We start from the raw sequence: 22309 nt of genomic DNA on the forward strand, positions 1-22309 counted from the left end.
AACCGGGTGAAACGTATGCAAGCGTTAAAAGTTATGCCACAGTGCAATAACCGCTTGCGCCAATGATTGATTCAGCGGTCTCTAATAATCGTTTCTCGGTCTGCTTGATAACGATCATAATTTTGTTCCTCAACCGAACCTAAACAGCTTTGTCTTGCGCTGGAGCTTTCAAGTTTATAACAATCCTGTTTTTGCATTCCCTTGATACCCTCAAACCAATTGCGGGAAGTGCAGCCATATAAATTGCAACACACACATCCGCCGAATAAAATAGCTAACAGTCGTTTGCGCATTGTTTTTATTCCTAATTTTATTTTTGTGGACATTTCCCGCTCAATAGAGTCAATTTAGCATAATTCGCCGCACCATCGCCGCCGCTCCGCATTGATCCCACGCCATCCAGCCCCGTTCGGGACATTCTGGGACGCCAATCACTAGACAAGATTGTGCAATATCCGCACAATTCGCCGCGATTTGCCGCTGTTCCTTGTGAACCAGCGCCCACCTCCCACCCGCAACCCCTTTGGATAGGCAAACCGTGATGGCCACAATCTTGGTTTTGAATGGGCCGAATTTAAATCTGCTCGGCACCCGCGAACCGGGACACTATGGGCACACCACGCTGGCCGATATTCACCACGAATTGACGCAGATGGCACAAGCCGCCGGTTTTTCACTCGCGTTTATTCAAAGTAATGCTGAATATGTTCTCATTGAGACTATTCATCGCGCTCGCGCTGATGGAGTGCAGTTCATTCTGTTTAATCCCGCCGCTTTCACCCACACCAGCATCGCTCTCCGCGATGCTTTGCTTGCCGTCGCGTTACCCTTCATTGAAGTACATTTATCGAATGTGTACGCTCGCGAGTCATTTCGCACTCACTCTTATTTTTCAGATATTGCAGTGGGTGTTATTAGCGGACTCGGTGCTGAAGGTTACGCGCTGGCGTTACGCGCTGCGCTCTCGCGTTTAGCGCATATTGATACGAACGAGAACCCATGATTATGGACATCCGCAAGGTCAAAAAACTGATTGAACTCTTGGAGCAATCCGATGTAGCAGAGATCGAAATTCACGAAGGTGAAGAATCAGTGCGTATTAGTCGCTATTCCGCGACGCCGCCAGCGTATTACATGCCACAAGGCGCGTCTATGCCGCCGCAAGCGCCATCTGGCGCCGCGACTCCAGCCGTGCCAATACCCACTGATGACGATCCATTAGCCGGATTAGATCGGGAAATTGTGCGTTCGCCAATGGTTGGCACCTTTTATCGCGCTCCATCACCGGGCGCAAAACCTTTTATTGAGGAAGGTTTAACAGTCAAGGCTGGCGACACGCTGTGCATTATTGAGGCAATGAAAATTCTCAATCAAATCGAATGCGAGCAAGCCGGCACTGTAAAACGCATTTTGGTCGAAAACGGACAGCCAGTTGAATACAATCAACCGCTGTTTGTGATTGAATAAAAAAGCACACTTTCTTGGCGTTTGCACTTGCTGCAAACGCTCCTTCCTTTTACTAAAGATGTCCTCCTCATGGCTGCAATGATTGAGAAGATTCTAATTGCCAATCGCGGTGAAATTGCGCTGCGCATTTTACGCGCCTGCCGCGAACTTGGCATCAAAACGGTCGCGGTTCATTCCGAAGCGGATCGTGATTTGAAGCACGTTTTATTAGCGGATGAATCAGTGTGTATTGGTCCGGCATCTTCGCTGCACAGTTATCTCAATGTGCCGGCATTGATTAGTGCCGCCGAGGTCACTGATACGGTTGCCATTCATCCCGGCTATGGGTTTTTATCGGAAAACGCAGATTTTGCGGAGCGCGTGGAACGCTCTGGCTTTATTTTCATTGGCCCGCGTCCGGAGACCATTCGCTTAATGGGCGATAAAGTTTCCGCGATTGCGGCGATGAAAGCAGCAGGAGTGCCGTGCGTTCCCGGCTCAGATGGCCCGATTGATGAGAATAAGAAACGCACGCTGGAATTAGCGCGGGATATTGGGTATCCCATTATTATTAAATCGTCCGGTGGCGGTGGCGGACGGGGAATGCGCGTGGTGCATTCAGAAGCGACGTTGCTCAATGCGATTTCCTTAACCAAAGCGGAAGCAGCAGCGGCATTTAATAATGATATGGTGTATATGGAAAAGTATTTGGAGAATCCACGCCATATTGAGTTTCAAATTCTTGCCGATCAAATGGGAAACGCAATTCATCTCGGTGAACGCGATTGTTCTATGCAGCGCCGTCATCAAAAGGTAGTTGAAGAAGCGCCAGCACCCGGTCTCACGGCGGAGCAACGTGCCACAATTGGTGAACGTTGCGCGGAGGCGTGTCGCAGCATCGGTTATCGCGGCGCGGGTACCTTTGAGTTTTTGTATGAAAACGGCCAGTTTTATTTCATTGAGATGAATACGCGGGTGCAGGTTGAGCATCCGGTGACGGAAATGGTGACTGGAGTTGATATTGTGAAAGAGCAGATTTTAATTGCTGCCGGTGAGCCATTGCGTTATGCACAAAAAGATATTGTGTGGCGGGGTCATGCAATTGAATGCCGTATTAACGCGGAGGATTCGGAAACCTTTATGCCGTGTCCGGGTAAGATCACCGATTTTCATGCGCCCGGCGGGCCCGGTGTGCGGTTAGAAACGCACATTTATTCTGGTTATACCGTGCCGCGTTATTATGATTCGATGATTGGAAAGTTAATTACACACGGTGAAGATCGTCAATCCGCAATTGCGCGAATGAATAATGCTCTGCGGGAAACGGTGATTGAAGGCATCAATACCAACATTAAATTGCAACGCGCTATTTTACGCGATGGAGCATTTCTCGCTGGCGGTGCTAACATTCACTATCTCGAAAAGAAATTAGGGATGTAATTGTCGCTCATGCCTTGGTTACAACTGTCATTTACGGTGCCGCGTGAACAAGCGGAAGCGAATGCGCTCAATTTGGAATTGGCGGGCGCATTGTCCGTCACTTTGAGCGATGCGGGCGATGAGCCGCAGCTCGAACCTGCGCCGGGCGCAACGCCGCTGTGGTCACAAGTGACGCTGTTGGCGTTGTTTGATTGCGATCCAGAGTCGCAAGCGGTGGTGGAGCGGTTGGCGCTGGCGTTGGCGGCGCAGCCCGGTGCTGCGCCGAACATTGCGCGGATTGAAGATCAGGTGTGGGAGCGGGTGTGGCTCGATACGTTTAAGCCGACGCGCTTTGGGCAGCGGCTGTGGGTATGTCCGCACGGGCAAGCGCCAGCGGAGCCGGATGCGATCATCGTGGCGTTAGACCCCGGCTTGGCGTTTGGCACCGGTCATCACGCGACGACGGCGCTGTGTTTGGAGTGGCTGGACGGGGCGGCATTGGCGGGCGCGACGGTGCTGGATTACGGCTGCGGCTCGGGCATTTTGGCGATTGCTGCCTTAAAACTCGGCGCGGCGCGGGCTATCGCAGTCGATCACGATCCGCAGGCGTTGACGGCCACGCGAGATAACGCGCAGGCCAACGGCGTGGCGGCGCAGTTGACGGTCTGTACACCCGAAGAGCTGACCACGCCGCCGGTGGATTTTGTGTGCGCCAACATTCTCGCCGAGCCATTGGTCACGCTCGCCCCGCGTCTCAGCGGTTTATTGCGCCCCGCCGGTCAGCTCGCGTTGTCCGGCATTCTCACCACGCAGGTGGCGCAGGTGAGTGCCGCGTATGCCGCACAAATTGCACTCGCGCCGGTGCGAGAGCGGGAGGAATGGGCGTTGCTGTGCGGGTACAAAAAACCGTGCTGACCTCCGCCACCCCGCGCCAGCTCGGCATTCCACCCGCCACGCTCACCCCGGACGACGCCGCGCAATTGCAAACGCTGGGGCGAGCGGTGATTACAACTGAAGCTGCCGCCGTCGCCGCGCTCGCTGACCGGATTGATGCCGCCTTTGTCGCTGCCTGCTGCTATTTGCTGGCATGTGACGGGCGGATCGTCGTGTTAGGCATGGGCAAATCCGGGCACATCGGCGGCAAGATCGCGGCGACCTTGGCGAGCACCGGCACTCCCGCTTTTTTCGTTCACCCCGGCGAAGCCAGTCACGGCGATCTCGGCATGATCACGCCCCGCGACGTGGTGCTTGCCATTTCCAATTCTGGCGAAACCGCTGAACTGCTCATGCTGTTACCGCGCTTAAAACGGCTCGGCGTCCCGCTGATCACGCTGACCGGTCGCCCGGACTCCACGCTCGCCCGCGAAGCTGCCGCCACGCTCGACATCAGCGTCACCAGCGAAGCCTGCCCGCTGGGACTCGCGCCAACTGCGAGCACGACGGCGGCGCTGGCGATGGGCGATGCGTTGGCGATTGCGGTGCTGGAACGGCGCGGCTTCACCGCTGATGATTTCGCCCGTTCGCATCCGGCCGGCAGCCTCGGTCGCCGTTTATTGCTGCACGTCAGCGACGTGATGCACCGCGATGAGCGGGTGCCGGTGGTGACGAGCGGCACGGCGCTGTTGCCGACGTTGCTGGAAATGTCGCGCCAAGGGCTGGGCATGAGCGCGGTGATTGATGGCAGTGGCGTAGTGATTGGCGTGTTCACGGATGGCGATTTACGGCGGACGCTGGATCGCGGGCTGCCGGTGCAGGAGACGGTGATTGATGCGGTGATGACGCGCCCCGGTGCCACCATCGCTGCGGAGGCGCTGGCGGTGGAGGCGCTGCAACTCATGGAAGCGAAAGCAATCAACGGGTTATTGGTCGTCGATGCGGAGCGGCGGCTGGTGGGGGCGCTGAATATGCACGATCTGCTGCGGGCGGGCGTCTTCTGAAAACAGATAACGCAATCAACAGTTTAACCACACTTTCATCATCAAATTTTAGGTTATCACGGTATGGCTACTTTGCTCGAACGCGCTGCCCACATTCGTTTGGTGATCTTTGATGTTGACGGGGTGCTGACTGACGGCAGCCTGTTTCTCGGTGACGATGGTCAGGAATACAAGGCCTTCAATTCCCGCGACGGGCTGGGCATGACGCTGTTGCAAAGTACCGGCGTGCGGCTGGCGGTGATTACCGGGCGCACCTCGCAGGTGGTGCAGCGGCGGATGGCGAGCCTTGGCATTGCTGAGGTGTATCAGGGCTATCAAGACAAATTGCCGGCGTATGCGGAATTGAAGCAGAAGCTGGCGCTGACCGATGCGGCGATTGCCTACGTTGGCGATGACGTGGTGGATTTGCCGATCATGCGGCTGGTCGGGCTGGCAATTGCGGTGAGCGATGCCCATCCGCGAGTGCAGGAACAGGCGCATCTGCGTACCAAAGCCGCCGGTGGGCGCGGCGCAGCGCGGGAGGTGTGCGAGTTGATTTTGTCGGCGCAGGGCAATTTAGAGCGAGTGATGGGGCGATTTGGTTGAATCAGCGCCAGCAGCGCATGTTGCATTTTTCCCACTTTCATCTGCCGAGCGTCAACTCGCGCCAGCTCCTGTTGGCAATGAGTTTTGCCATTACTGGCGGCTGGGCGTGGTGGCATCTGCACACCGCACCATCAACCATCACTGCGCCGCCGCGCCCGCGTCTGCCCGATCATCAAGTCTGGCAACTCACGGCAGTGGAAACCGACGCCAACGGGCAGCCGCTGCGCCAGCTCTCTGCCAGTCAGGTGCAGCATTTTGTTGCCGAAAATCTCTCCGAATTGACGCAGCCCCGCGTTGCGCTGCTACACGCGACCGACGGCAATTGGACGGCGCGAGCGGATCAAGGGCTGATTTTTCAAAGCGGGGCGCAGATACGCTTGCTGGGTAATGTCGAAATCAATCGCGCCGCCGTTGCGCACCAGCGTCCGCTGCAACTGTTCACCACGCAGCTTGATTTGTGGCGCGAGCAGGCGCTGGCGGCGACCGAGCAGCCGGTGCGCATCATCAGCGGCGCTGACACGCTGACGGCTCCGACGATGCAACTGTGGTACGCGCACCCAGCGCGTCTGACGTTTCACGGGCGCACCCAGCTTCAAATCACGCCTGCTGCCGCGCCAGCGCCGCCGTCTGGAGAATCGCTGTTGTGATGAATCGTCAACTGGTGCTGGGTGTTGTGCTGGCGCTGCTGGGGCAGCCAGCGGCGTGGGCGCTGCAAGCGGATGCGCAGCAACCGCTGTTGATTGAAGCCAATGATGTGGAAGTGCGCGAGGCGGACGGCACCAGCGTGTATGTCGGACAGGTGGTTGTGACGCAGGGTAGTTTGCGGCTCACTGCCGATCATGTCACTGTTTATCATCAAGAAAATCGCCAGCCGCGCTTCATCATCGCGCTGGGTAAGCCGGTGCGCTATCAGCAGCAATTGGACGCCAAGGCCAGCATGGTGCAGGCGTCGGCGCTGCGGATGGAATATGACGCGGTGAAAGAGGAATTGATTTTGATCGGCGATGGGCTGCTGGTGCAGGGCACAGATCGGTTGGCGAGCGAGCGGATTATTTATGACCGCGCCCACGCGCAGTTTCGCGCTGGCGGCAGCGGGCGGGTGAAGATCACGATCACGCCAGAAACCGCTGCACCTGCCGGACGGAGCGGCAGTCAGCGATGAGCGTGTTGCAAGTGGAGCAGTTGCATAAAAGTTATCGCGGGCGCGAGGTGTTGCGCGGCGTCAGCGTGGCGGTGAATGCGGGTGAAGTGGTCGGGCTGCTCGGCCCCAACGGTGCGGGCAAAACAACCTGCTTTTATCTCATCGTCGGGCTGCTGGCTGCCGATCAGGGGCGGATTTTGCTCAACGGTCAGGACATCACCCATCAGCCGATGCACCGCCGGGCGCGGGCGGGATTGAGCTATTTGGCGCAGGAGCCGTCGGTATTCCGCAAGCTCACTGCTCGCGCCAATATCTTGGCCATTCTCGAACTGCGCCGCGATCTGACGCCGGCCGAACGCGAGCACCGCTGCGATGAATTGTTGGATGAATTGGGCATTGCGCACGTTGGCGCATCGCTGGCGCTGAGTTTGTCTGGTGGCGAGCGGCGGCGGTTGGAAATTGCCCGCGCTCTGGTGACAGCGCCGGAGGTGTTGCTGCTTGATGAGCCATTTGCGGGCGTCGATCCGATTGCGGTGGGCGACATCAAGGCAATCGTGACGCATCTGCGCGAGCGCAACATCGGCGTGCTGATTACCGATCATAACGTCCGCGAAACGCTGGCGATTTGCGACCGGGGTTACATCATCAGCGATGGGAAGGTGATTGCTGCCGGGGTGCCGAGCGTGTTGCTGGCCGATCAGCACGTCCGTGAGGTGTATCTCGGCGCGGATTTTGCGATGTGAAGCGATCCAGCAGCGGTCAACCCGACGCGGTGTTTGATGTTACGATTCAACCCACATTGCCGGTGACAGTTGCGCTGTTGCCACAATTCTCAATTGCCTACTTTGGCACGCGAACTAGGACTAAGGCGCCCACGCGATTTTATGAAGGTTTCAATCCAGCTCCGCCTCGGTCAACACCTCACGATGACGCCGCAGTTGCAACAGGCGATCAAGCTGCTGCAATTGTCAACGCTCGAGCTGCAAAAAGAGATTCAAGAGGCGCTGGATACCAATCTGATGCTGGAGGAAGGCGACGAGGCAGAACGCTTTCTCGCGGCAGAGGCCGATGATATGCGGCTCGCGCCGCAGCCCGATCCAGAGCCGTCGTATGCGCAGCAAGAGGCGCTGGCGGAGCGGGAAGTGCCGGCAGAATCCAGCGAGATGCCAGATGAGTTGCCGGTTGATACGCAGTGGGATGATGTGTTTGACAGCTATGCGTCCAGCAGCGGCAGCGGGTCTGGTGATGATGAGTTTGATCCGCTCACCCAGCAAAGTCGCCCGCTGACGCTGTACGATCATTTGCTGTGGCAGTTGCAATTGAGTCATTTGAGCGAGCGCGATCTGATGATTGCGCAGGTCATCATTGATGCGATTGATGCCGATGGTTATCTGCGCTGCGAGATAGAGGAATTGGTGGCGACGCTGGGTGATCCGAGCATTGGCGCAGACGAGGTGCAAACGCTGTTGTATCGGGTGCAGGCGCTTGATCCGGCGGGCGTGGGAGCGCGGCATTTGCAGGAATGTTTGCTGATTCAGTTGCGCCAATTGCCGCCGGAGACGCCGCACTGTCAGTTGGCGCTGACCATTTGCCGCACGGGTTTTGAGGCGCTGCCGCGCAAAGATATTCCGGCGTTATTGAAATTGTGCGGCGGGGTGGCGGAAAGCGAGATTCACGCGGCGCTGGCGCTGATTCGCTCGCTCCAGCCGCGTCCGGGTGCGGTGATTGCGAGTCCGGCGCCGGAATACATCGTGCCGGATATTTTTGTCCATAAAATTGAAGGACGCTGGCGCGTGGAGTTGAATAGCGAGATCGCGCCCAAGCTGCGCGTGAATGCGGAATATCTCAATCTCATTCGTCGTTCCGATCAAAGTCCGAGCGGGGCGCTGTTAAAAAACCATTTGCAAGAAGCGCGGTGGTTGATTAAAAGCCTCGCCAGTCGCAATGAAACAGTGCTGCGCGTTGGTGCAAAAATTGTTGAATTGCAGCAGGATTTTTTTGAGCGCGGTGATGAAGGAATGCGGCCATTGATTTTGCGTGACATCGCTGAAGCGTTGGATTTACATGAATCCACCGTGTCGCGGGTGACGACGCAGAAATATATGAATACGCCGCGTGGCACATTTGAATTCAAATACTTTTTTTCATCGCATGTCACCACTGCTTCTGGCGGCGAATGTTCGTCTACCGCAATTCGGGCGCTGATTCGCAAATTAATTGCGGCAGAATCCACCAAGAAACCCTTGAGTGACGATAAAATTGCCAAGGATTTGGCAGATCAGGGGATTCAAGTTGCGCGGCGAACCGTTGCCAAATACCGCGAGGCGATGGGTATCCCTCCCTCGAATGAGCGCAAACGTCTGAATTAACAGGCTGTTTGAATACTACTGGAGCTATAAAAAATGCAGATTAATCTGACGGGTCATCACATCGATATTACTGACGCGCTGAGAAGTTATGTCGAGGACAAATTCGAGCGCATGGCGCGTCATTTCGACCACGTCATCACTGCGCACGTTGTGCTCAGTGTGGAAAAACTTGATCAGAAAGCCGAGGCCACGCTGCATGTGAACGGCGGCCCGGTCTTTGCTGATGCGGTACACGAAGATATGTATGCCGCAATTGATGCGCTGGTTGATAAGCTCGACCGGCAGGTGTTGCGCCTCAAAGAAAAGAAGGGCAACCATCGCGGTAACGCGGTCAAACTCAATGAGATGGATGAATAGTGATGGTGGCGTTCGCGCACTGATTCAATGCAGCGCATCTTGACTTTTAGCGCAATACACCTTGAACGGATTTTCACTCCGTTCGAGGTGTTTTTTATTGAAATTTGGAATGGGCGCATGATTCATTTGCGCCGCTGTGGTGCGTGGCAAGACTCGGATTTTGCATCATGTTCAGTACAGATTTAATTAACGAAACCCGAATTCAATGCGGGCTGGAACTCACCAGCAAGAAGCGGCTGTTGGAAACTTTGGCGCAGTTGTTGGCCAGCGCCCAGCCGCGCCTTGAGGTCGCCACCGTGTTTGAGCGGTTGGTTGAACGCGAACGCTTGGGCAGCACGGGCTTGGGGCACGGCATCGGGCTGCCGCACGCCCGCACCAAGGATGTCAGCAGCGTGATTGGCGCTTTTGTGCAGTTAAATCAAGGTGTTGATTATGATGCGACCGACGGGCAAGTGGTTGATTTGGCGTTTGCCTTGCTGGTGCCGGATGAAGCCAATGACGAACATTTACGTCTGCTCGCCCAACTCGCTGGTCTGTTCAGCGATCCCACCATCCGCGAGCAATTGCGCGGTGCAGAGTCTGCTGCTGCGCTGTTGCAAGTCCTCAATACCCGCTGATTCTTTGTCGCCGCGATGATCGACAGCTTGCAAGCATTGATTGCGCAAACCGGCCCCCAGCTCAAGCTGCATTGGTTGACGCCTAAACCACGCACCGCCCGTCCCTTGCGCACGACCGATCCCAGCCAACTGCGCCAATCCTTGATTGGCTCGCTCAACTGCATTCATCCCAATCGCTTGCAGGTGATTGGGCAGCAGGAGCAAACCTATTTAGCGACTTTGAGCGCCAGCGCCTTTGCCGAAACGGTGGATGCGCTCTTTGCTGGCGCACCAGCGGCGGTGATTTTTACCGATAGCGTGGTGCCCGATAAGGCGTTATGTGAAGCCGCCGAAGCGACGCAGACGCCGTTGTTAGCGTCCACGCTCGGCGATCAAGATTTGATTAACCATCTGCGCTATTTTCTGACCCACGCGCTGGCGGAGCGCAAAACGCTGCACGGCGTTTTTATTGAAGTGTTGGGCATGGGCGTGTTGTTAATCGGCAATCCGGCGGTCGGCAAAAGTGAGCTGGCGCTGGAGCTGATTACTCGCGGACATCGCTTGATCGCAGATGACGCGCCCCGTTTTGCGCGGATTGCGCCGGATGTGCTCGAAGGCACCTGCCCGGAATTGTTGCGCGATTTTCTCGAAGTGCGCGGGCTGGGGATTCTCAACATCCGCGCCATGTTTGGAGAAAGTGCGGTGCTGCGCAACAAAACACTCAATCTCATCATCGACTTACAGCCGCTGGATTTACAACAATTGGAATCCATTGATCGCCTCACGGGGAGCTTGACGGCGCTGACGATTCTTGATGTCACGATCCCGAAAATTTTGATGCCGGTCGCGCCGGGGCGCAATTTAGCGATTTTGGTGGAAGCGGCAGTGCGCCATCAGATTTTGCGGATTCGCGGTTATGACGCGAGTGACGATTTCACCAATCGCCAAGCGCGGGCAATCAGCCTTGATCGCCCACCGCCGCAGTTGGTGCGGCGCTGACTTTCGGAGTGAGAGTTAAAACGCCATGAAATTAGTCATTCTCAGCGGTTTGTCCGGTTCCGGTAAAAGCGTGGCGCTGCACACGCTGGAAGATTTGGGCTATTACTGCATCGACAATTTGCCGTTGTTTTTATTGCATGATTTGGTACACGGGCTGGGCAAGGCGGCGCTGACTGAGCTGTTGACGCATACCGCAGTCGGCATTGACGCCCGCACCAGCGCGGATCAATTGCGCCTGTTGCCGGAATTGATCCGCACCGCGCAGGAGCACGGCGTGGAATGTCGGGTGATTTTTCTTGAGACGCACCCGGATACGCTGATGCGGCGTTTTAGCGAGACGCGCCGTCGCCATCCGTTGACGCGGGGTGATCGGGCGCTGAGTGAAGCGGTCGCGTTGGAGCGGGAGCTGTTGGCACCGATTCGTGCCTGTGCGGATTTATGCCTTGATACCACGCTCACCAACGTGCATGAGCTGCGGGATCAGGTGCGCGGGTGGCTGGTGGGCAGCGCCTCGCCGAAAGCCTCGATTGTGCTGCAATCGTTTGGGTTTAAGCACGGAGTGCCGCAAGAGGTTGATTTTGTGTTTGATGTCCGTTGTTTACCCAATCCGCACTGGCAAGCGGAACTCAAACCCTTGACCGGACGCGATGCGCCGGTGATTGCATTTTTGGAGGCCAGCGCGGCAGTGCGGCAGATGAGTCTTGATTTACAAACGTTTTTTCGTCAATGGATTCCATCGTTTGAAACCGATGGGCGCAGTTATCTCACCATCGCCATCGGCTGCACCGGCGGTCAACATCGTTCGGTGTATATGACGGAAACGCTGCGCCGCAGCTTTGAAGCAGACGGACATCGCGTCATCGTCCGTCACCGGGAATTGCCATGACAGTTGGGATTGTATTGCTGACGCATTGTCCGTTAGCGGGCGGGCTGCTGCGGGTGGCGGCTGATTTGCTCGGCAGCTATCCCGACGGCGTGGAAATTTTAGAGGTCGTCAACGATACGCCGTGCGACATCTTGATCACGGAAGGATTGCGCTGCCTTGCCGAGGTCGATCAAGGCGAGGGAGTGTTGATTTTGACTGATTTATTTGGTGCCACGCCGGCGAATGTCGCCAAAGAGTTGTTAGCGCAGCATCCGCAAGCGCGAGTGCTGACGGGATTAAATCTGCCGATGTTGCTGCGGGCGCTGAATTACGCGCATTTGGAGCTGGATGCAGTGACGGAAAAGGCGTGCGCCGGTGGACGCGAGGGCGTGCGGCTCTGTGCGGCAGCAACGCCGTCTCCCGTATCTTGTCGAGGATAAGTGCTGATGGTTCGCCAAGAGTGCCAGATTATCAATCGGTTGGGATTACACGGACGCGCTTCTGCCAAGCTGGTGCAGTGCGCGGGGCGCTTTCAAAGTCACATTGAAGTCGAACGCCAAGATCAGCGGGTGAACGGAAAAAGCATCATGGGCGTGATGATGTTGGCGGCCAGTCAGGGCACCTGGATCACGGTGGAGGCGGTCGGCGCAGATGAGGTGGAGGCGGTGGCGGCGCTGGCGGCGTTGATTGCGGAACGGTTTGGGGAGGCGAATTGAGGTGCCAAACGGAATGGCGGGCTTAAAACCGGAAATTGATCTGCACCCAAGCGCGGAATTGGTCATCGCCGCCGTCACTGTTATGACCTGCCGCATCTTGTCCGGGATTGTCGCCGAGCACTGACGCCACGAGCGCCTGCGCTTGAAACAGCGGTGCTGGCGTCCACAGCAGCCCAACTGCCACACCTTGTAAATAATAGCTGTTGGGTTGACCGGCGACAGTTTGCCAATTCAACCAAGGATCAGCATGTTGCTGAATCCAGCCGCAGTCGTAAAACCCGCTCACCCGCCAACTCTCCCGCACTTGCCACCGCGCTTCCAGATTGAATAACCAACCGTGATCGCCGCTCGCCTCGCCGGTCGGATAGGCGCGAATGCCATATACACCGCCGAGCGAGAACTTTTCCGAACTGTCCAGATTCGACGCAGCCCACTGCGCTGCCAGCGTCGGCACCAGCGTCACCCGCGTCGTCACCGGCTGCTCGCGAGACAACGTGACATGGAGCTTGCCGTAATTGCCGTGCGTCTGCGCCGTGTGTTGATCGCCCTCAAATTGTTCCGGTCGCCGCGTCAAATCGAGATCGCCGAGATTGACGGTGAGATCAACAGTGTTCACGCCGCCACCCAGCCAGTCATCGCGCCGTGTCGCGCTGAGACCGACATAAGCAACGCGCACCTGTTTATCTCCCAGCGTCACGCTGTCCATGCGATCCACCATCCGCTTGGCATCCAATCCCGCCGTCGCCGTGACTGACAGCTTGGCACTGCGCCGCAGCGGTTGCGTCAGTTCAATGCCCGCAGTAGTGGACGTGCCGTTGAGTTCGAGCGGGCTGATGGTCGGTTTGATCTCGTATTCCAACGCTGAGGCGCTGATCGCCACGCGCCGCCCGCTGACGCCCAGCGGATAGGACGCGCCCAGCCGCACATAACGGCTGCCTTCAGATTTCAACAAACTGAGCTGGAACTGCTCACCGCGCCCCAGCGGACTATCGAGTGAACCCGCCAGCGAGCCTTGCCACAGCCCGGTGGCTTCTGAACCGGCGTTATTGAGCGTCAAATTGCCCTGCGCCAGCGGCGCATCCGTCAGCCGCACCACCGCGTCAGATTCCCCCAGATTGGCACCGGGCTGGAGCACGCTGTCAGCGCGTCCGACGCCGGGCAATTCATTGAGCGCGGCGATGGCTTGATCTAATTGTCCCGGACGCAGCGGCTGCCCCGGCACGGCGCGATGCGTGACCGTGCCGAGCACGATGGCATCGCGCATCCGACTGGGAACGCTGGCATCGCGCTTGACCTGACCGAGTTTGGCTTCGACGACTTTGATAGTGACGATGCCGTCGCGCACCGTTTGCGGCGGCAGATAGGCATACGCGAGATAATCGTGTTGGCGGTAGTACTCGCTGATTTTGCGAGCAGCGGCTTGCAACTGCACCAGCGTCAGCTCGCGCTGGATGTCGTCTTTCAGCAACGCTTGCAATTCAGCAGCGGGAAACCGCTCAGCTTCAATGCGGAATCCCTGCACCAGCACCGCTTCACCAGCTTTTTCTGGCAACGGCACTCCCGCGGGGTCGGGCTTGACGGGCAACAACGGCGCGGGCGCGACCTGCGTTTTGCCGGTGGAACGTTCAATTTCACGCAATAACGTACCAGTATCTGGTGCCCGCTGCGCCAGCACCGGCAGCGTCACAAGGCTGGTCAACAGCCCGACAGTGACGGTGACAACAAAATGCTGGCGCAGGATCATCGCAGCGACTCCGACTCAAATCTCAAACGCCGCCAGTTTTTTCGCCACTGGCGCATTTTTTAACGTGACGTATTTTGGCAAACCGGCAGCAAACGGCGGGTAATCTTCGCCCTGAATCAACGGGATGAGATATTCCTTGCAGCTCGCCGTGATCCCAAACCCGTCGGCAGTGATGAACTCACGCGGCATAAATTTCTCCACATTCGCCACATCCGCCAGCGCCGCCATGCCCACTTCCCACGCATACGGCGCATGATTCAACCGCTTCACCGTTGGCATCACCGCGTTGTGACCGGCGAGCGCAAATTCCACGCCAGCGCGTCCCATCGCATACGCCTGTTCCACATCCGTTTTTGACGCCAGATGCCGCGCCGCCCGCTGGAGATAATCGGCAACCGCCCAGTGAAATTTGTAGCCCGTCGCCTCTTTCACCATGTTGGCAACCACCGGCGCGGCACCGCCGAGCTGGGCATGACCGAACGCATCGCGGGTGCCCTGTTCAGCGAGAAAACGCCCATCAGGATATTTCGCCCCTTCGGAAACAATGATGGTGCAAAAATCATGCTGCGCCACTTTCGCTTTTGCAGCGGCGATAAATTGCTCCTGATTGAATTCAATTTCTGGGAATAAAATCAATACGGGCAAATTGTGATCTTCAATTAAACCACCCGCCGCCGCAATCCAACCCGCATGGCGTCCCATCACTTCTAAAACGAAAATTTTCGTCGAAGTCCGCGCCATTGAACGCACATCAAATGACGCTTCCAATGCCGAGGTTGCAATATATTTCGCAACAGAACCAAAGCCGGGGCAATTATCGGTAATTGGCAAATCATTATCGACAGTTTTGGGAACATGAATTGCCTGCACCGGATAACCCAATGCTTCCGACAATTGCGACACCTTATAGCAGGTATCCGCCGAATCACCGCCACCGTTATAAAAGAAATAACCGATGTTGTGCGCTTTGAATACTTCAATCAGGCGCTCATATTCACGGCGATTTGCTTCCAAACTCTTGAGTTTATAGCGGCATGAACCGAATGCACCAGACGGCGTATAACGCAGCGCCGCAATATCCGCATCAGATTCTTGACTGGTATCAATTAAATCTTCAGTCAACGCGCCAATAATGCCATTGCGTCCGGCATATACGTTGGCGATTTGATCGGGATGACGCCGCGCAGCTTCAATTACTCCACAAGCAGAAGCGTTAATCACAGAAGTGACGCCACCGGATTGAGCATAAAACGCATTTTTTACAGACATAACACGCGATTTCCTTTGGTTGAAATAAGTGAGTTTCAGTTGTCGGTTTTCAGTTGTCAGTCAATCGCTGACAACCAGTTGCTGCCATTATGTATTGCGTTGATCGACGATAAAATTTGCTTGCGCTTGCAATAACGCTACTGCACATTCTGCAAGCTCGGTGTATTGCCGCACTCCGGTACCCATTTGTTTATAGGGTTGATAAAAGAATTGGCAGCGATAGGTATCAGCGCCAGTTTTGAAGATCACAAAATTGCAGCCATCTTCAGCTTGCCAATAAAATATCGGACAAGTTGTTAATGACCGATCCGTTGGTGCTAAACGAATTTCGGCATCAGCCAATTCAACGTTTATTTCGCGCCCGTATCGCTCGCGCAAGGTCGTTTTCAATAGCCAGTGTTCAGTTTCAGTGAAATCAGGAATTGCTTTCACGGCGCAGTTCTCAAAGAGTGATTTGTCATCAAGGCTTCAATGGCATCGGGATGTTTGGGAACCGCAGCCGATAACATTTCATTGCCATGTTTCGTGATTAAAATATCGTCTTCAATCCGAATTCCAAGCTGGCGATACGGTTCTGGCACGGCATCGGTGTTGGGCAAATATAATCCCGGCTCAATCGTTAATACCATTCCCGGTTCTAATATCCGCCATTCGCCGTCTTGTTTATACGCGCCAACATCGTGTACATCCATGCCTAACCAATGTCCCGTGCGGTGCATATAATAGGGTTTATAGGCTTCTTCTTTAATTAACGTATTCACTTTGCCGCTTAAAATGCCGAGTCGGATTAACCCTTTGGTTAATACCCGCACCGCTGCATCATGCGGTTCATTCCAACGCTTGCCCGGTTGCGCACAATCAATCGCTGCGAGTTGCGCCCGCAATACCAATAAATACAGCTCACGCTGCGCGGGAGTAAAGCGTCCATTAACGGGAAAGGTGCGGGTAATGTCGGAGGCGTAATCCTGTAATTCACAGCCAGCATCAATTAACACTAAATCGCCATCATGCAGCAGTGCTGAATTTGCGGTGTAATGCAAAATGCAGGCATTTTTACCGCCGCCAACAATGGTTGGATACGCATTGAAGCGAGCGCCTGCATTGGCGCAAGTGTGATGAAATTCCGTTTCCAATGCCAATTCGGTCATGCCCGGTTTACAGCAGCGCATGACGTGGCAATGCGCTTGTGCTGAAATCTGCGCAGCGCGGCGCATTAACGCAATTTCTGCTTTTGTTTTATGCAACCGCTGTTCATGCAGAATTGAATCAAGATGAATAAAGGTGTTGGGAGCCACCGCGCCAGTGCGCACTTTGTCCCGCACTTGATTGACCCAAAAAAAGACGCGCTGATCAAATAATGAATCATTGCCAATTGGAAAATATAATTGCGTTTTTCCGTCAATAAGCGTCGGTAAAATCGTGTCTATTTCACTGAGCGGATGCGCTTGATCGGCACCAAAATGTGTCATTGCGCCTTCAATACCGCAGCGGCTACCATCCCATTGTTCCCGCTCAGGATCGCGGGGCTGACAAAATAAAACGAATTCACCCTCTTTGCGTTTTGGTATCAATACTGCGAGCGCATCTGGCTCTGGAAATCCAGTGAGATAACTGAAATCGCTGTGTTGCCGAAAGGGGTGCTGCACGTCGCGGTTGCGGGTGGTGGCGTGGGCGGCCGGCAGAATTGCCAAGCCGGTGGCTCCGATGCGGTGCAGCAAGGCGCGGCGTCGCCGTTGATAATCGGCAGCGGGAATCATGGCTGCGCGTCGTCCAATACGGGGACGCAATCGTCATAAATCAACATCGCGGCGACGCGGATGAATTCGACGATTTCTGCCAGCGCCAGCTCGTTTTCCTCTTGATCTTCGAGCGCGTCGAGATCAAGTCGGGTCAACAGCGTGAAATCTTGAATGATTTCATCAATTTGCGGGGAATGATGCCGCGTGGTAACGCCGCTGACGCCAATCGCAAACAGAAAGCCGCGCACCCAGTCATACACCGCCGTGGCGCGTTCCACCAGCGGGCGCTCGTCTGGCGGCAGGTGCAGTTCAAATTGCATTTCAGGATCGCGCAGACCGTCTTGCAACTGCTGGAGCTGCGGATGTAACGCTGCCAGCAGCTCTGCTGGCAATGCTTCGCCGGTGTCGCTGTGTGGGAGCAGTTGCGCGAGCCACTGCGTCAGCGGTTCTGGAGTGCCGGTGCAGATAAATCCGCATAACATTCCCTGCGCTTCACTCGGCGTTGGGTCCAGCGGGCTGAGGGTGAGCACCTCAGAAAATACGTCGTGGTCGGTGTTCGTGACCGCCTCCGTCATGCGCCATAAGGGCTTAAAATGGGCAATTTGCGGCGAATCATAACATGCGTCCGAGTGCGATTGACCGCCTGCAATGCCGCTTCTATAGTGCGTAAAATCTTAACGGAGTCGCGGACTTTGGCTAACTTTGACCTCGACGAACTGGAGCAGCAGGTGAACGCTTTGATTGAATTAAATCAACGGCTCCGGGACGAAAATAACACCTTGCGCACACGACACGATGCGCTGGCGGTGGAGCGCGATGACCTGCTCGATAAAACGACGCTGACGCGCAGCCGCATTGAAGCGATGCTGGTGCGATTGCGGACGCTGGAGACGCAGCTGTGAATGATGATTTGCTGCAAGTCAGCATTAAAATTCTGGAAAAAGAGTACCGCATCGCCTGCCAGCCGCAGCAACAGGATGACCTGCAAACCTCAGCGCGGTTATTGGATCAGCGGATGCGGGAGATTCATAAACACGGGCGGGTAATTGGCACGGATCGTATTGCGGTGATGGCGGCGCTCAACATCGCGCACGAGCTGATTCAGTTGCAGCGGGCGCGTCCGACGTTGGATGACGCTTCGGCGCAACGTTTGGAACGGTTGCAATTGCAGGTGACAACGGCGCTGGCGCGTGCGGCAGCAGTGCCAGAACCGGTTTCAGAACCGCCGCCTGAACCCGAGGTGCCAACGGCGTTGGCAATGCTGGACGCTGGTGATGAAAGGGTATAGTCTTTTATTCCAAGACGCCCCCTGTAGTATTCGATAGCAGCCTGGGTATTTTCTTGAGCCTAATTGCTGCCCACGGGACACGATAAGAACGCTGTTGTGCATGTCCGCCTCCGAGCGGAACGCCTGAAGCCGGATTGACTGTCCCCACTTGAACCGCTTGGTTCAGGAACGACGGTCTGCAACGACGCCAATGGGGGGTGTCCCATCCATCACGAAAATCCGCACGCTCTCCGCCGTACCTTGCGCACCTTGCGCCACCAGCTCACTCCCGCTCAACACCATCATCATGCAGCTCAGGTCATCCGGCGGCTTGTGTCACTGCGGTGGTTACGTCGCGCCCGGCGTATTGCTTTGTATTGGTCGGCAGATGGCGAGGTCGATGTCCGCCCGCTGCTGCATTACGCGCAGCGTCATGGCAAAACCTGTTATCTCCCGTTTGTGCAGCCGCAACACACCACTTGGGGACGCGGCCAACTCTGGTTTGGGCGCTATCAGCCCGGCGACCGTTTACAACCCAATTGCTTCGGCATTCCCGAACCGGTCAATCGCACGCTGTGCCCGGTGTGGCAATTGGATGTCATCGTGTTGCCGCTGGTGGGATTTGATGCGAACTGTCAGCGCCTTGGCATGGGTGGTGGTTTTTATGATCGCAGTCTCGCACCGTTGCGCCAACGCCACTACGGACGCCGCCCACGTTTGTTGGGCATCGCGCACGAGTGCCAGCGCGTCGCGCATCTCACCGCCCGCGCTTGGGATGTGCCATTGGATGCGGTCATCACCGAACGGCGGATTTATCATCGTCCATTCACTCTCAATCGCCTCTGCTATGATAAACGCTCATTTCACACACCAAACGAGGACGCTTGAATGAGTCAGGATGCAATGAAAAAACAAGCGGCAGCAGCAGCGCTGGCGTATGTTAAAGGCGGTATTATTGGCGTTGGTACCGGCTCAACCGTCAATCATTTTATTGATGCGTTGGCGACGATAAAACACCAAATTGAAGGCGCAGTATCCAGTTCAGAAGCGTCAACTGCGCGTTTAATTCAACACGGCATTCCGGTATTTGATTTGAATGCAGTCGGCGAGCTGTCGTTATATGTTGATGGCGCGGATGAAACCAACGCGCAATTCCAATTGATTAAAGGTGGTGGTGGCGCATTAACCCGCGAGAAAATTGTGGCGGCAGCGAGTCAACAATTCGTCTGCATCGGTGATGAAAGTAAATTGGTATCCGTACTCGGCGCATTTCCGTTGCCGGTCGAAGTCATTCCGATGGCGCGGAGTTATGTCGCACGCGAATTGGTCAAATTAGGCGGCACACCGATTTGGCGCGAAGGCTTTATGACCGACAATGGCAACGTCATTCTTGATGTGCGGCATTTAGAAATCACTGATCCTATTCACATGGAACAGCAGATCAATAATTTAGCTGGCGTCGTGACGGTAGGCATTTTTGCGTTACGTCCGGCTGATGTGTTAATTCTAGGCACTCCTGCTGGCGCAAAAACAGTGACCAAAGCCTAATTAGCTAAATCATTGGGACAATAAAAAACGGAACCAACTGGTTCCGTTTTTTAATACCACAATGACTAAAATTGTGACTTAGAAGTGGTGCATCATGCCTACAGAGAAACCATCCCAATCGCTGTCGGCAACATCATCAGTGTATTGATTGTACAACACATATGCCTTGGTACGCTTGCTGAGGTTGTGGTCAAACGCAACTGCCCAAGTCGAATAATCAAGGTCTTGACCTGCAACTTCATCCCTGTCACCAAGACCATACATCGCTTTCACAGCACTGTTGCCAAAAGCATACGCTGCCTGCACCTGCCACAATTGCTGATCAACATTCACTGGATTGTCGGATTGATCTTCAAAAATACCCGTGACGGTAAAGCCGTTCCAATCCATCAAACCTAAACCTGCACGCCACTTGGTGTAATCATCTTTAACATGAGATGCGCTGAGTGAATTATTGCTTGTAGCGGTGTTCATATACAGTTCGTTGCCCAAGGTCTCATACGCCAAGGACGCAAAGAGCGGGCCATTCTTATAAACACCAGCGACCGAATACGCATCAGAAATACTATCAGCGTTGTTATTCGCACCAAAGCCGGCGCTCATGCCGCCGCCCGGCACAACTGCTGCGGCTAATTGGAAACCAGCGATGCTGGGGCTGACGTAAGCAATGGCATTATCCGCACGCACGTCATTAAAACCGACGGTGTCGTTGTAGTCAGCCATCGTATTGGAAAACAGGTCGAGCTTTTCAGTTGAAGTGTAAAACGGAGTATCATTCCGACCAACAACAAACGTACCCCAATCACTCGTTAAACCAACATAGCTTTTTTGCATCGTTACGAGGTTATCACCGCCTCGCGCAGCATTATCATTAGTCAGAATGCTATTGCTGTTCTCAGCCGTCAATTCCACATTGATCTGAACGTGGTAAATTGCTTTTAAGCCGTTGCCGAGGTCTTCAGAACCTTTCAGACCAATCTGGTTGTCGCGGTTGCCTTTGCCGGGCATCGGACCACCACCATTAACGCCCCAGCCTTCATAGCTGTTGTTATCAAAACTGGCGTAATCAATAGAGACTTGAAGGTCGCCGTACAAAACAGCCTCGGCCATTGCAGCCGTAGGGGCGGTCAGGGCGGCGGCAACCGCGAGGGTAAGAAGTTTCTTGTTCATGCTGTTCTCCGCTGTTGTGAATTTGTCAGTTAGACTGCAAAAAATTGGACGCAATCATGCTTTGCGTATCCAACTATAGAGAAGCACATGGCGTTTTGCAACAAGTTAGGCGGAAAAAAGACACATAAAAACCGCCTGTCTCATTTTTACAGCAGCAGCGCGTTGATAGGGAGCTGGCGTCTGCAAAATACCAAATTGCTCACCGCCTCGCGGCGTAAAAACAACTTAACTATTTGAAATAAAAGATAAACCATCTCGCTATTCACCACTATCTGGCATATCACCCTATGATTCGCACCGTCTTCTTTGTTTCCGAAAGCACCGGCATCACCGCCGAAACCCTTGGCCACAGCCTGTTGTCGCAATTTGACACCATCGACTTTGAGCAGGTGTATATGCCCTACATCAACACCGATTTGCGGGCGACGGCGCTCACCCAGCGGATGCAGGAAGCCGCCGACCGCGATGGCGCACGTCCCATTGTATTTGCCACAATGTTGAATAATGAAATCCGCGATATTCTGAAAAGCGGCAATTGCTATTATATGGAGTTATTTGAGAGTTTCATTGACCCACTTTCTGCTGAGTTAGGCGTGCCACCGAGTCGGAAAGCAGGGCAAAGTCACGCGATTACAAAACCTAATTTTTACACCAAACGGATTGAAGCAATCAATTTTGCGATGGCAAATGATGATGGCATTCGTCCTGATAATTTTCATCGCGCTGATGTGGTATTAACTGGCGTATCCCGCTCCGGTAAAACGCCCACCTGTTTATATTTAGCCATGCACTATGGCTTGCGATCTGCAAATTATCCCATTACGGAAGAAGATTTCGAGCGCGGCGATGTGCCGCAATTGGTGTGGGATTGTCGGCATAAACTGTTCGCGCTGATTATTGATCCGCAACGGCTGCAATTGATTCGGGAAGAACGCCGACCCAATAGCCCATATTCATCATTGGCGCGTTGTCAGGATGATATTCGGCAAGCGCAGAACATTTATAAACGGTTGCAGGTTCCCGTGTTAAATACCACCACGCAATCTATTGAAGAAATCTCATCGCAGATCGTCAAAATTTTGAAGGATAATCAAGACGGTAGCGCCGAACCAATCGCTAATTTTTGAGAGCGCAGCAACTGT

The 22309-nt window shown here is 54.9% G+C and carries 28 protein-coding genes and 1 other RNA gene; 22 read left to right on the plus strand and 7 right to left on the minus strand.

Translation table 11 applies throughout. From position 1 onward, the window contains the following. Window positions 1-71: 71 nt before the first annotated feature. Window positions 72-326: a hypothetical protein gene (locus tag CKO12_RS05370; protein WP_200153707.1), complete on the minus strand. Its 255-nt coding sequence runs from the start codon at window positions 324-326 to the stop codon at window positions 72-74. Between the two features lie 215 nt (window positions 327-541). Between CKO12_RS05370 and aroQ the strand changes: the two genes are divergently transcribed. From aroQ to CKO12_RS05450, 16 genes are all read left to right on the plus strand, one after another. Next, window positions 542-1003: a type II 3-dehydroquinate dehydratase gene (gene aroQ, locus CKO12_RS05375; protein WP_200153708.1), complete on the plus strand. Its 462-nt coding sequence runs from the start codon at window positions 542-544 to the stop codon at window positions 1001-1003. A 2-nt stretch (window positions 1004-1005) separates the two neighbouring features. Further along, a complete protein-coding gene (gene accB / locus CKO12_RS05380) occupies window positions 1006-1467 on the plus strand; it encodes an acetyl-CoA carboxylase biotin carboxyl carrier protein (protein ID WP_200153799.1) in 462 nt (153 codons plus the stop codon). Between the two features lie 78 nt (window positions 1468-1545). Further along, window positions 1546-2886: an acetyl-CoA carboxylase biotin carboxylase subunit gene (gene accC, locus CKO12_RS05385; RefSeq protein ID WP_200153800.1), complete on the plus strand. Its 1341-nt coding sequence runs from the start codon at window positions 1546-1548 to the stop codon at window positions 2884-2886. A gap of 9 nt (window positions 2887-2895) precedes the next feature. Then, complete coding sequence (gene prmA / locus CKO12_RS05390; protein WP_200153709.1) at window positions 2896-3780, plus strand: 50S ribosomal protein L11 methyltransferase; 885 nt, start codon at window positions 2896-2898, stop codon at window positions 3778-3780. 26 nt (window positions 3781-3806) lie between these two features. Then, window positions 3807-4802: a KpsF/GutQ family sugar-phosphate isomerase gene (locus CKO12_RS05395; protein WP_338032701.1), complete on the plus strand. Its 996-nt coding sequence runs from the start codon at window positions 3807-3809 to the stop codon at window positions 4800-4802. A 63-nt stretch (window positions 4803-4865) separates the two neighbouring features. Continuing rightward, complete coding sequence (gene kdsC / locus CKO12_RS05400) at window positions 4866-5387, plus strand: 3-deoxy-manno-octulosonate-8-phosphatase KdsC (RefSeq protein ID WP_200153711.1); 522 nt, start codon at window positions 4866-4868, stop codon at window positions 5385-5387. A gap of 17 nt (window positions 5388-5404) precedes the next feature. Then, window positions 5405-6034 (plus strand): LPS export ABC transporter periplasmic protein LptC, encoded by a 630-nt coding sequence (gene lptC / locus CKO12_RS05405; protein ID WP_200153712.1) that lies wholly within the window; start codon window positions 5405-5407, stop codon window positions 6032-6034. Then, complete coding sequence (gene lptA, locus CKO12_RS05410; protein ID WP_200153801.1) at window positions 6034-6549, plus strand: lipopolysaccharide transport periplasmic protein LptA; 516 nt, start codon at window positions 6034-6036, stop codon at window positions 6547-6549. Before lptC ends, lptA begins: the two co-directional genes overlap by 1 nt. After that, a complete protein-coding gene (gene lptB, locus CKO12_RS05415) occupies window positions 6546-7271 on the plus strand; it encodes an LPS export ABC transporter ATP-binding protein (RefSeq protein ID WP_200153713.1) in 726 nt (241 codons plus the stop codon). The genes lptA and lptB overlap by 4 nt, the downstream gene beginning before the upstream one ends. Before the next feature lie 141 nt (window positions 7272-7412). Continuing rightward, window positions 7413-8897: an RNA polymerase factor sigma-54 gene (locus CKO12_RS05420; RefSeq protein WP_200153714.1), complete on the plus strand. Its 1485-nt coding sequence runs from the start codon at window positions 7413-7415 to the stop codon at window positions 8895-8897. 33 nt (window positions 8898-8930) lie between these two features. Next, complete coding sequence (gene hpf, locus CKO12_RS05425) at window positions 8931-9254, plus strand: ribosome hibernation-promoting factor, HPF/YfiA family (RefSeq protein WP_200153715.1); 324 nt, start codon at window positions 8931-8933, stop codon at window positions 9252-9254. 167 nt (window positions 9255-9421) lie between these two features. After that, entirely contained in the window at window positions 9422-9871 is a 450-nt protein-coding gene (locus CKO12_RS05430; protein ID WP_200153716.1) for a PTS sugar transporter subunit IIA, read from the plus strand. 15 nt (window positions 9872-9886) lie between these two features. Continuing rightward, entirely contained in the window at window positions 9887-10849 is a 963-nt protein-coding gene (gene hprK / locus CKO12_RS05435) for an HPr(Ser) kinase/phosphatase (RefSeq protein WP_200153717.1), read from the plus strand. Window positions 10850-10874: 25 nt separating this feature from the next. After that, complete coding sequence (rapZ, locus tag CKO12_RS05440) at window positions 10875-11735, plus strand: RNase adapter RapZ (RefSeq protein ID WP_200153718.1); 861 nt, start codon at window positions 10875-10877, stop codon at window positions 11733-11735. Next, window positions 11732-12154, plus strand: coding sequence for a PTS sugar transporter subunit IIA (locus CKO12_RS05445; RefSeq protein WP_200153719.1), 423 nt, complete (start codon window positions 11732-11734; stop codon window positions 12152-12154). The genes rapZ and CKO12_RS05445 overlap by 4 nt, the downstream gene beginning before the upstream one ends. Before the next feature lie 6 nt (window positions 12155-12160). Continuing rightward, window positions 12161-12430 (plus strand): HPr family phosphocarrier protein, encoded by a 270-nt coding sequence (locus CKO12_RS05450; RefSeq protein WP_200153720.1) that lies wholly within the window; start codon window positions 12161-12163, stop codon window positions 12428-12430. Between the two features lie 22 nt (window positions 12431-12452). Here the strand turns inward: CKO12_RS05450 and CKO12_RS05455 are convergent, their stop codons facing one another. The 5 genes from CKO12_RS05455 to CKO12_RS05475 all read right to left on the minus strand — a co-directional run bounded on the left by CKO12_RS05455 (window position 12453) and on the right by CKO12_RS05475 (window position 17757). Then, window positions 12453-14174, minus strand: coding sequence for a ShlB/FhaC/HecB family hemolysin secretion/activation protein (locus tag CKO12_RS05455; RefSeq protein WP_200153721.1), 1722 nt, complete (start codon window positions 14172-14174; stop codon window positions 12453-12455). 15 nt (window positions 14175-14189) lie between these two features. After that, window positions 14190-15443 carry a 6-phosphofructokinase gene (locus CKO12_RS05460; RefSeq protein ID WP_200153722.1) on the minus strand — a complete coding sequence of 418 codons (1254 nt, stop codon included), beginning with the start codon at window positions 15441-15443 and terminating at the stop codon, window positions 14190-14192. An 87-nt stretch (window positions 15444-15530) separates the two neighbouring features. Then, window positions 15531-15875, minus strand: a complete 345-nt coding sequence (locus tag CKO12_RS05465; RefSeq protein ID WP_200153723.1) for a hypothetical protein — start codon at window positions 15873-15875, stop codon at window positions 15531-15533. After that, window positions 15872-17200, minus strand: a complete 1329-nt coding sequence (gene pepP, locus CKO12_RS05470) for a Xaa-Pro aminopeptidase (protein ID WP_200153802.1) — start codon at window positions 17198-17200, stop codon at window positions 15872-15874. The genes CKO12_RS05465 and pepP overlap by 4 nt, the downstream gene beginning before the upstream one ends. Further along, the gene (locus CKO12_RS05475; RefSeq protein ID WP_207146274.1) at window positions 17197-17757 is read right to left on the minus strand and encodes a UPF0149 family protein; all 561 of its coding nucleotides are present in this window, start codon (window positions 17755-17757) and stop codon (window positions 17197-17199) included. The genes pepP and CKO12_RS05475 overlap by 4 nt, the downstream gene beginning before the upstream one ends. A gap of 117 nt (window positions 17758-17874) precedes the next feature. Here CKO12_RS05475 and CKO12_RS05480 point away from each other — a divergent pair, with 117 nt between their 5' ends. From CKO12_RS05480 to rpiA, 5 genes are all read left to right on the plus strand, one after another. Then, complete coding sequence (locus CKO12_RS05480; RefSeq protein ID WP_242466220.1) at window positions 17875-18084, plus strand: TIGR02449 family protein; 210 nt, start codon at window positions 17875-17877, stop codon at window positions 18082-18084. Beyond that, window positions 18081-18470, plus strand: a complete 390-nt coding sequence (locus CKO12_RS05485) for a cell division protein ZapA (protein ID WP_200153725.1) — start codon at window positions 18081-18083, stop codon at window positions 18468-18470. The genes CKO12_RS05480 and CKO12_RS05485 overlap by 4 nt, the downstream gene beginning before the upstream one ends. Window positions 18471-18485: 15 nt before the next feature. Next, a non-coding RNA gene (gene ssrS, locus CKO12_RS05490) (6S RNA) lies at window positions 18486-18671 on the plus strand. 3 nt (window positions 18672-18674) lie between these two features. Then, window positions 18675-19337 carry a 5-formyltetrahydrofolate cyclo-ligase gene (locus tag CKO12_RS05495; RefSeq protein ID WP_338032702.1) on the plus strand — a complete coding sequence of 221 codons (663 nt, stop codon included), beginning with the start codon at window positions 18675-18677 and terminating at the stop codon, window positions 19335-19337. Further along, the gene (rpiA, locus tag CKO12_RS05500) at window positions 19338-19997 is read left to right on the plus strand and encodes a ribose-5-phosphate isomerase RpiA (protein WP_200153727.1); all 660 of its coding nucleotides are present in this window, start codon (window positions 19338-19340) and stop codon (window positions 19995-19997) included. Between the two features lie 78 nt (window positions 19998-20075). Here the strand turns inward: rpiA and CKO12_RS05505 are convergent, their stop codons facing one another. After that, window positions 20076-21167: a porin gene (locus CKO12_RS05505; protein WP_200153804.1), complete on the minus strand. Its 1092-nt coding sequence runs from the start codon at window positions 21165-21167 to the stop codon at window positions 20076-20078. 287 nt (window positions 21168-21454) lie between these two features. On the opposite strand from CKO12_RS05505, the gene CKO12_RS05510 reads away from it, so the two are divergent. Continuing rightward, window positions 21455-22294 (plus strand): pyruvate, water dikinase regulatory protein, encoded by an 840-nt coding sequence (locus CKO12_RS05510; protein WP_200153728.1) that lies wholly within the window; start codon window positions 21455-21457, stop codon window positions 22292-22294. The last annotated feature ends 15 nt before the right edge of the window (window positions 22295-22309 follow it).

The organism is Chromatium okenii, from assembly GCF_016583745.1.
Classification (GTDB): domain Bacteria; phylum Pseudomonadota; class Gammaproteobacteria; order Chromatiales; family Chromatiaceae; genus Chromatium; species Chromatium okenii.

Bases quoted from the DNA above. Each gene is read 5' to 3' on its own strand.
- CKO12_RS05370 (WP_200153707.1), bottom strand. From the start codon at position 326: ATGTCCACAAAAATAAAATTAGGAATAAAAACAATGCGCAAACGACTG.
- aroQ (WP_200153708.1), top strand. From the start codon at position 542: ATGGCCACAATCTTGGTTTTGAATGGGCCGAATTTAAATCTGCTCGGC.
- accB (WP_200153799.1), top strand. From the start codon at position 1,006: ATGGACATCCGCAAGGTCAAAAAACTGATTGAACTCTTGGAGCAATCC.
- accC (WP_200153800.1), top strand. From the start codon at position 1,546: ATGATTGAGAAGATTCTAATTGCCAATCGCGGTGAAATTGCGCTGCGC.
- prmA (WP_200153709.1), top strand. From the start codon at position 2,896: ATGCCTTGGTTACAACTGTCATTTACGGTGCCGCGTGAACAAGCGGAA.
- kdsC (WP_200153711.1), top strand. From the start codon at position 4,866: ATGGCTACTTTGCTCGAACGCGCTGCCCACATTCGTTTGGTGATCTTT.
- lptC (WP_200153712.1), top strand. From the start codon at position 5,405: ATGTTGCATTTTTCCCACTTTCATCTGCCGAGCGTCAACTCGCGCCAG.
- lptA (WP_200153801.1), top strand. From the start codon at position 6,034: ATGAATCGTCAACTGGTGCTGGGTGTTGTGCTGGCGCTGCTGGGGCAG.
- lptB (WP_200153713.1), top strand. From the start codon at position 6,546: ATGAGCGTGTTGCAAGTGGAGCAGTTGCATAAAAGTTATCGCGGGCGC.
- CKO12_RS05420 (WP_200153714.1), top strand. From the start codon at position 7,413: ATGAAGGTTTCAATCCAGCTCCGCCTCGGTCAACACCTCACGATGACG.
- hpf (WP_200153715.1), top strand. From the start codon at position 8,931: ATGCAGATTAATCTGACGGGTCATCACATCGATATTACTGACGCGCTG.
- CKO12_RS05430 (WP_200153716.1), top strand. From the start codon at position 9,422: ATGTTCAGTACAGATTTAATTAACGAAACCCGAATTCAATGCGGGCTG.
- hprK (WP_200153717.1), top strand. From the start codon at position 9,887: ATGATCGACAGCTTGCAAGCATTGATTGCGCAAACCGGCCCCCAGCTC.
- rapZ (WP_200153718.1), top strand. From the start codon at position 10,875: ATGAAATTAGTCATTCTCAGCGGTTTGTCCGGTTCCGGTAAAAGCGTG.
- CKO12_RS05445 (WP_200153719.1), top strand. From the start codon at position 11,732: ATGACAGTTGGGATTGTATTGCTGACGCATTGTCCGTTAGCGGGCGGG.
- CKO12_RS05450 (WP_200153720.1), top strand. From the start codon at position 12,161: ATGGTTCGCCAAGAGTGCCAGATTATCAATCGGTTGGGATTACACGGA.
- CKO12_RS05455 (WP_200153721.1), bottom strand. From the start codon at position 14,174: ATGATCCTGCGCCAGCATTTTGTTGTCACCGTCACTGTCGGGCTGTTG.
- CKO12_RS05460 (WP_200153722.1), bottom strand. From the start codon at position 15,443: ATGTCTGTAAAAAATGCGTTTTATGCTCAATCCGGTGGCGTCACTTCT.
- pepP (WP_200153802.1), bottom strand. From the start codon at position 17,200: ATGATTCCCGCTGCCGATTATCAACGGCGACGCCGCGCCTTGCTGCAC.
- CKO12_RS05475 (WP_207146274.1), bottom strand. From the start codon at position 17,757: ATGACGGAGGCGGTCACGAACACCGACCACGACGTATTTTCTGAGGTG.
- rpiA (WP_200153727.1), top strand. From the start codon at position 19,338: ATGAGTCAGGATGCAATGAAAAAACAAGCGGCAGCAGCAGCGCTGGCG.
- CKO12_RS05505 (WP_200153804.1), bottom strand. From the start codon at position 21,167: ATGAACAAGAAACTTCTTACCCTCGCGGTTGCCGCCGCCCTGACCGCC.
- CKO12_RS05510 (WP_200153728.1), top strand. From the start codon at position 21,455: ATGATTCGCACCGTCTTCTTTGTTTCCGAAAGCACCGGCATCACCGCC.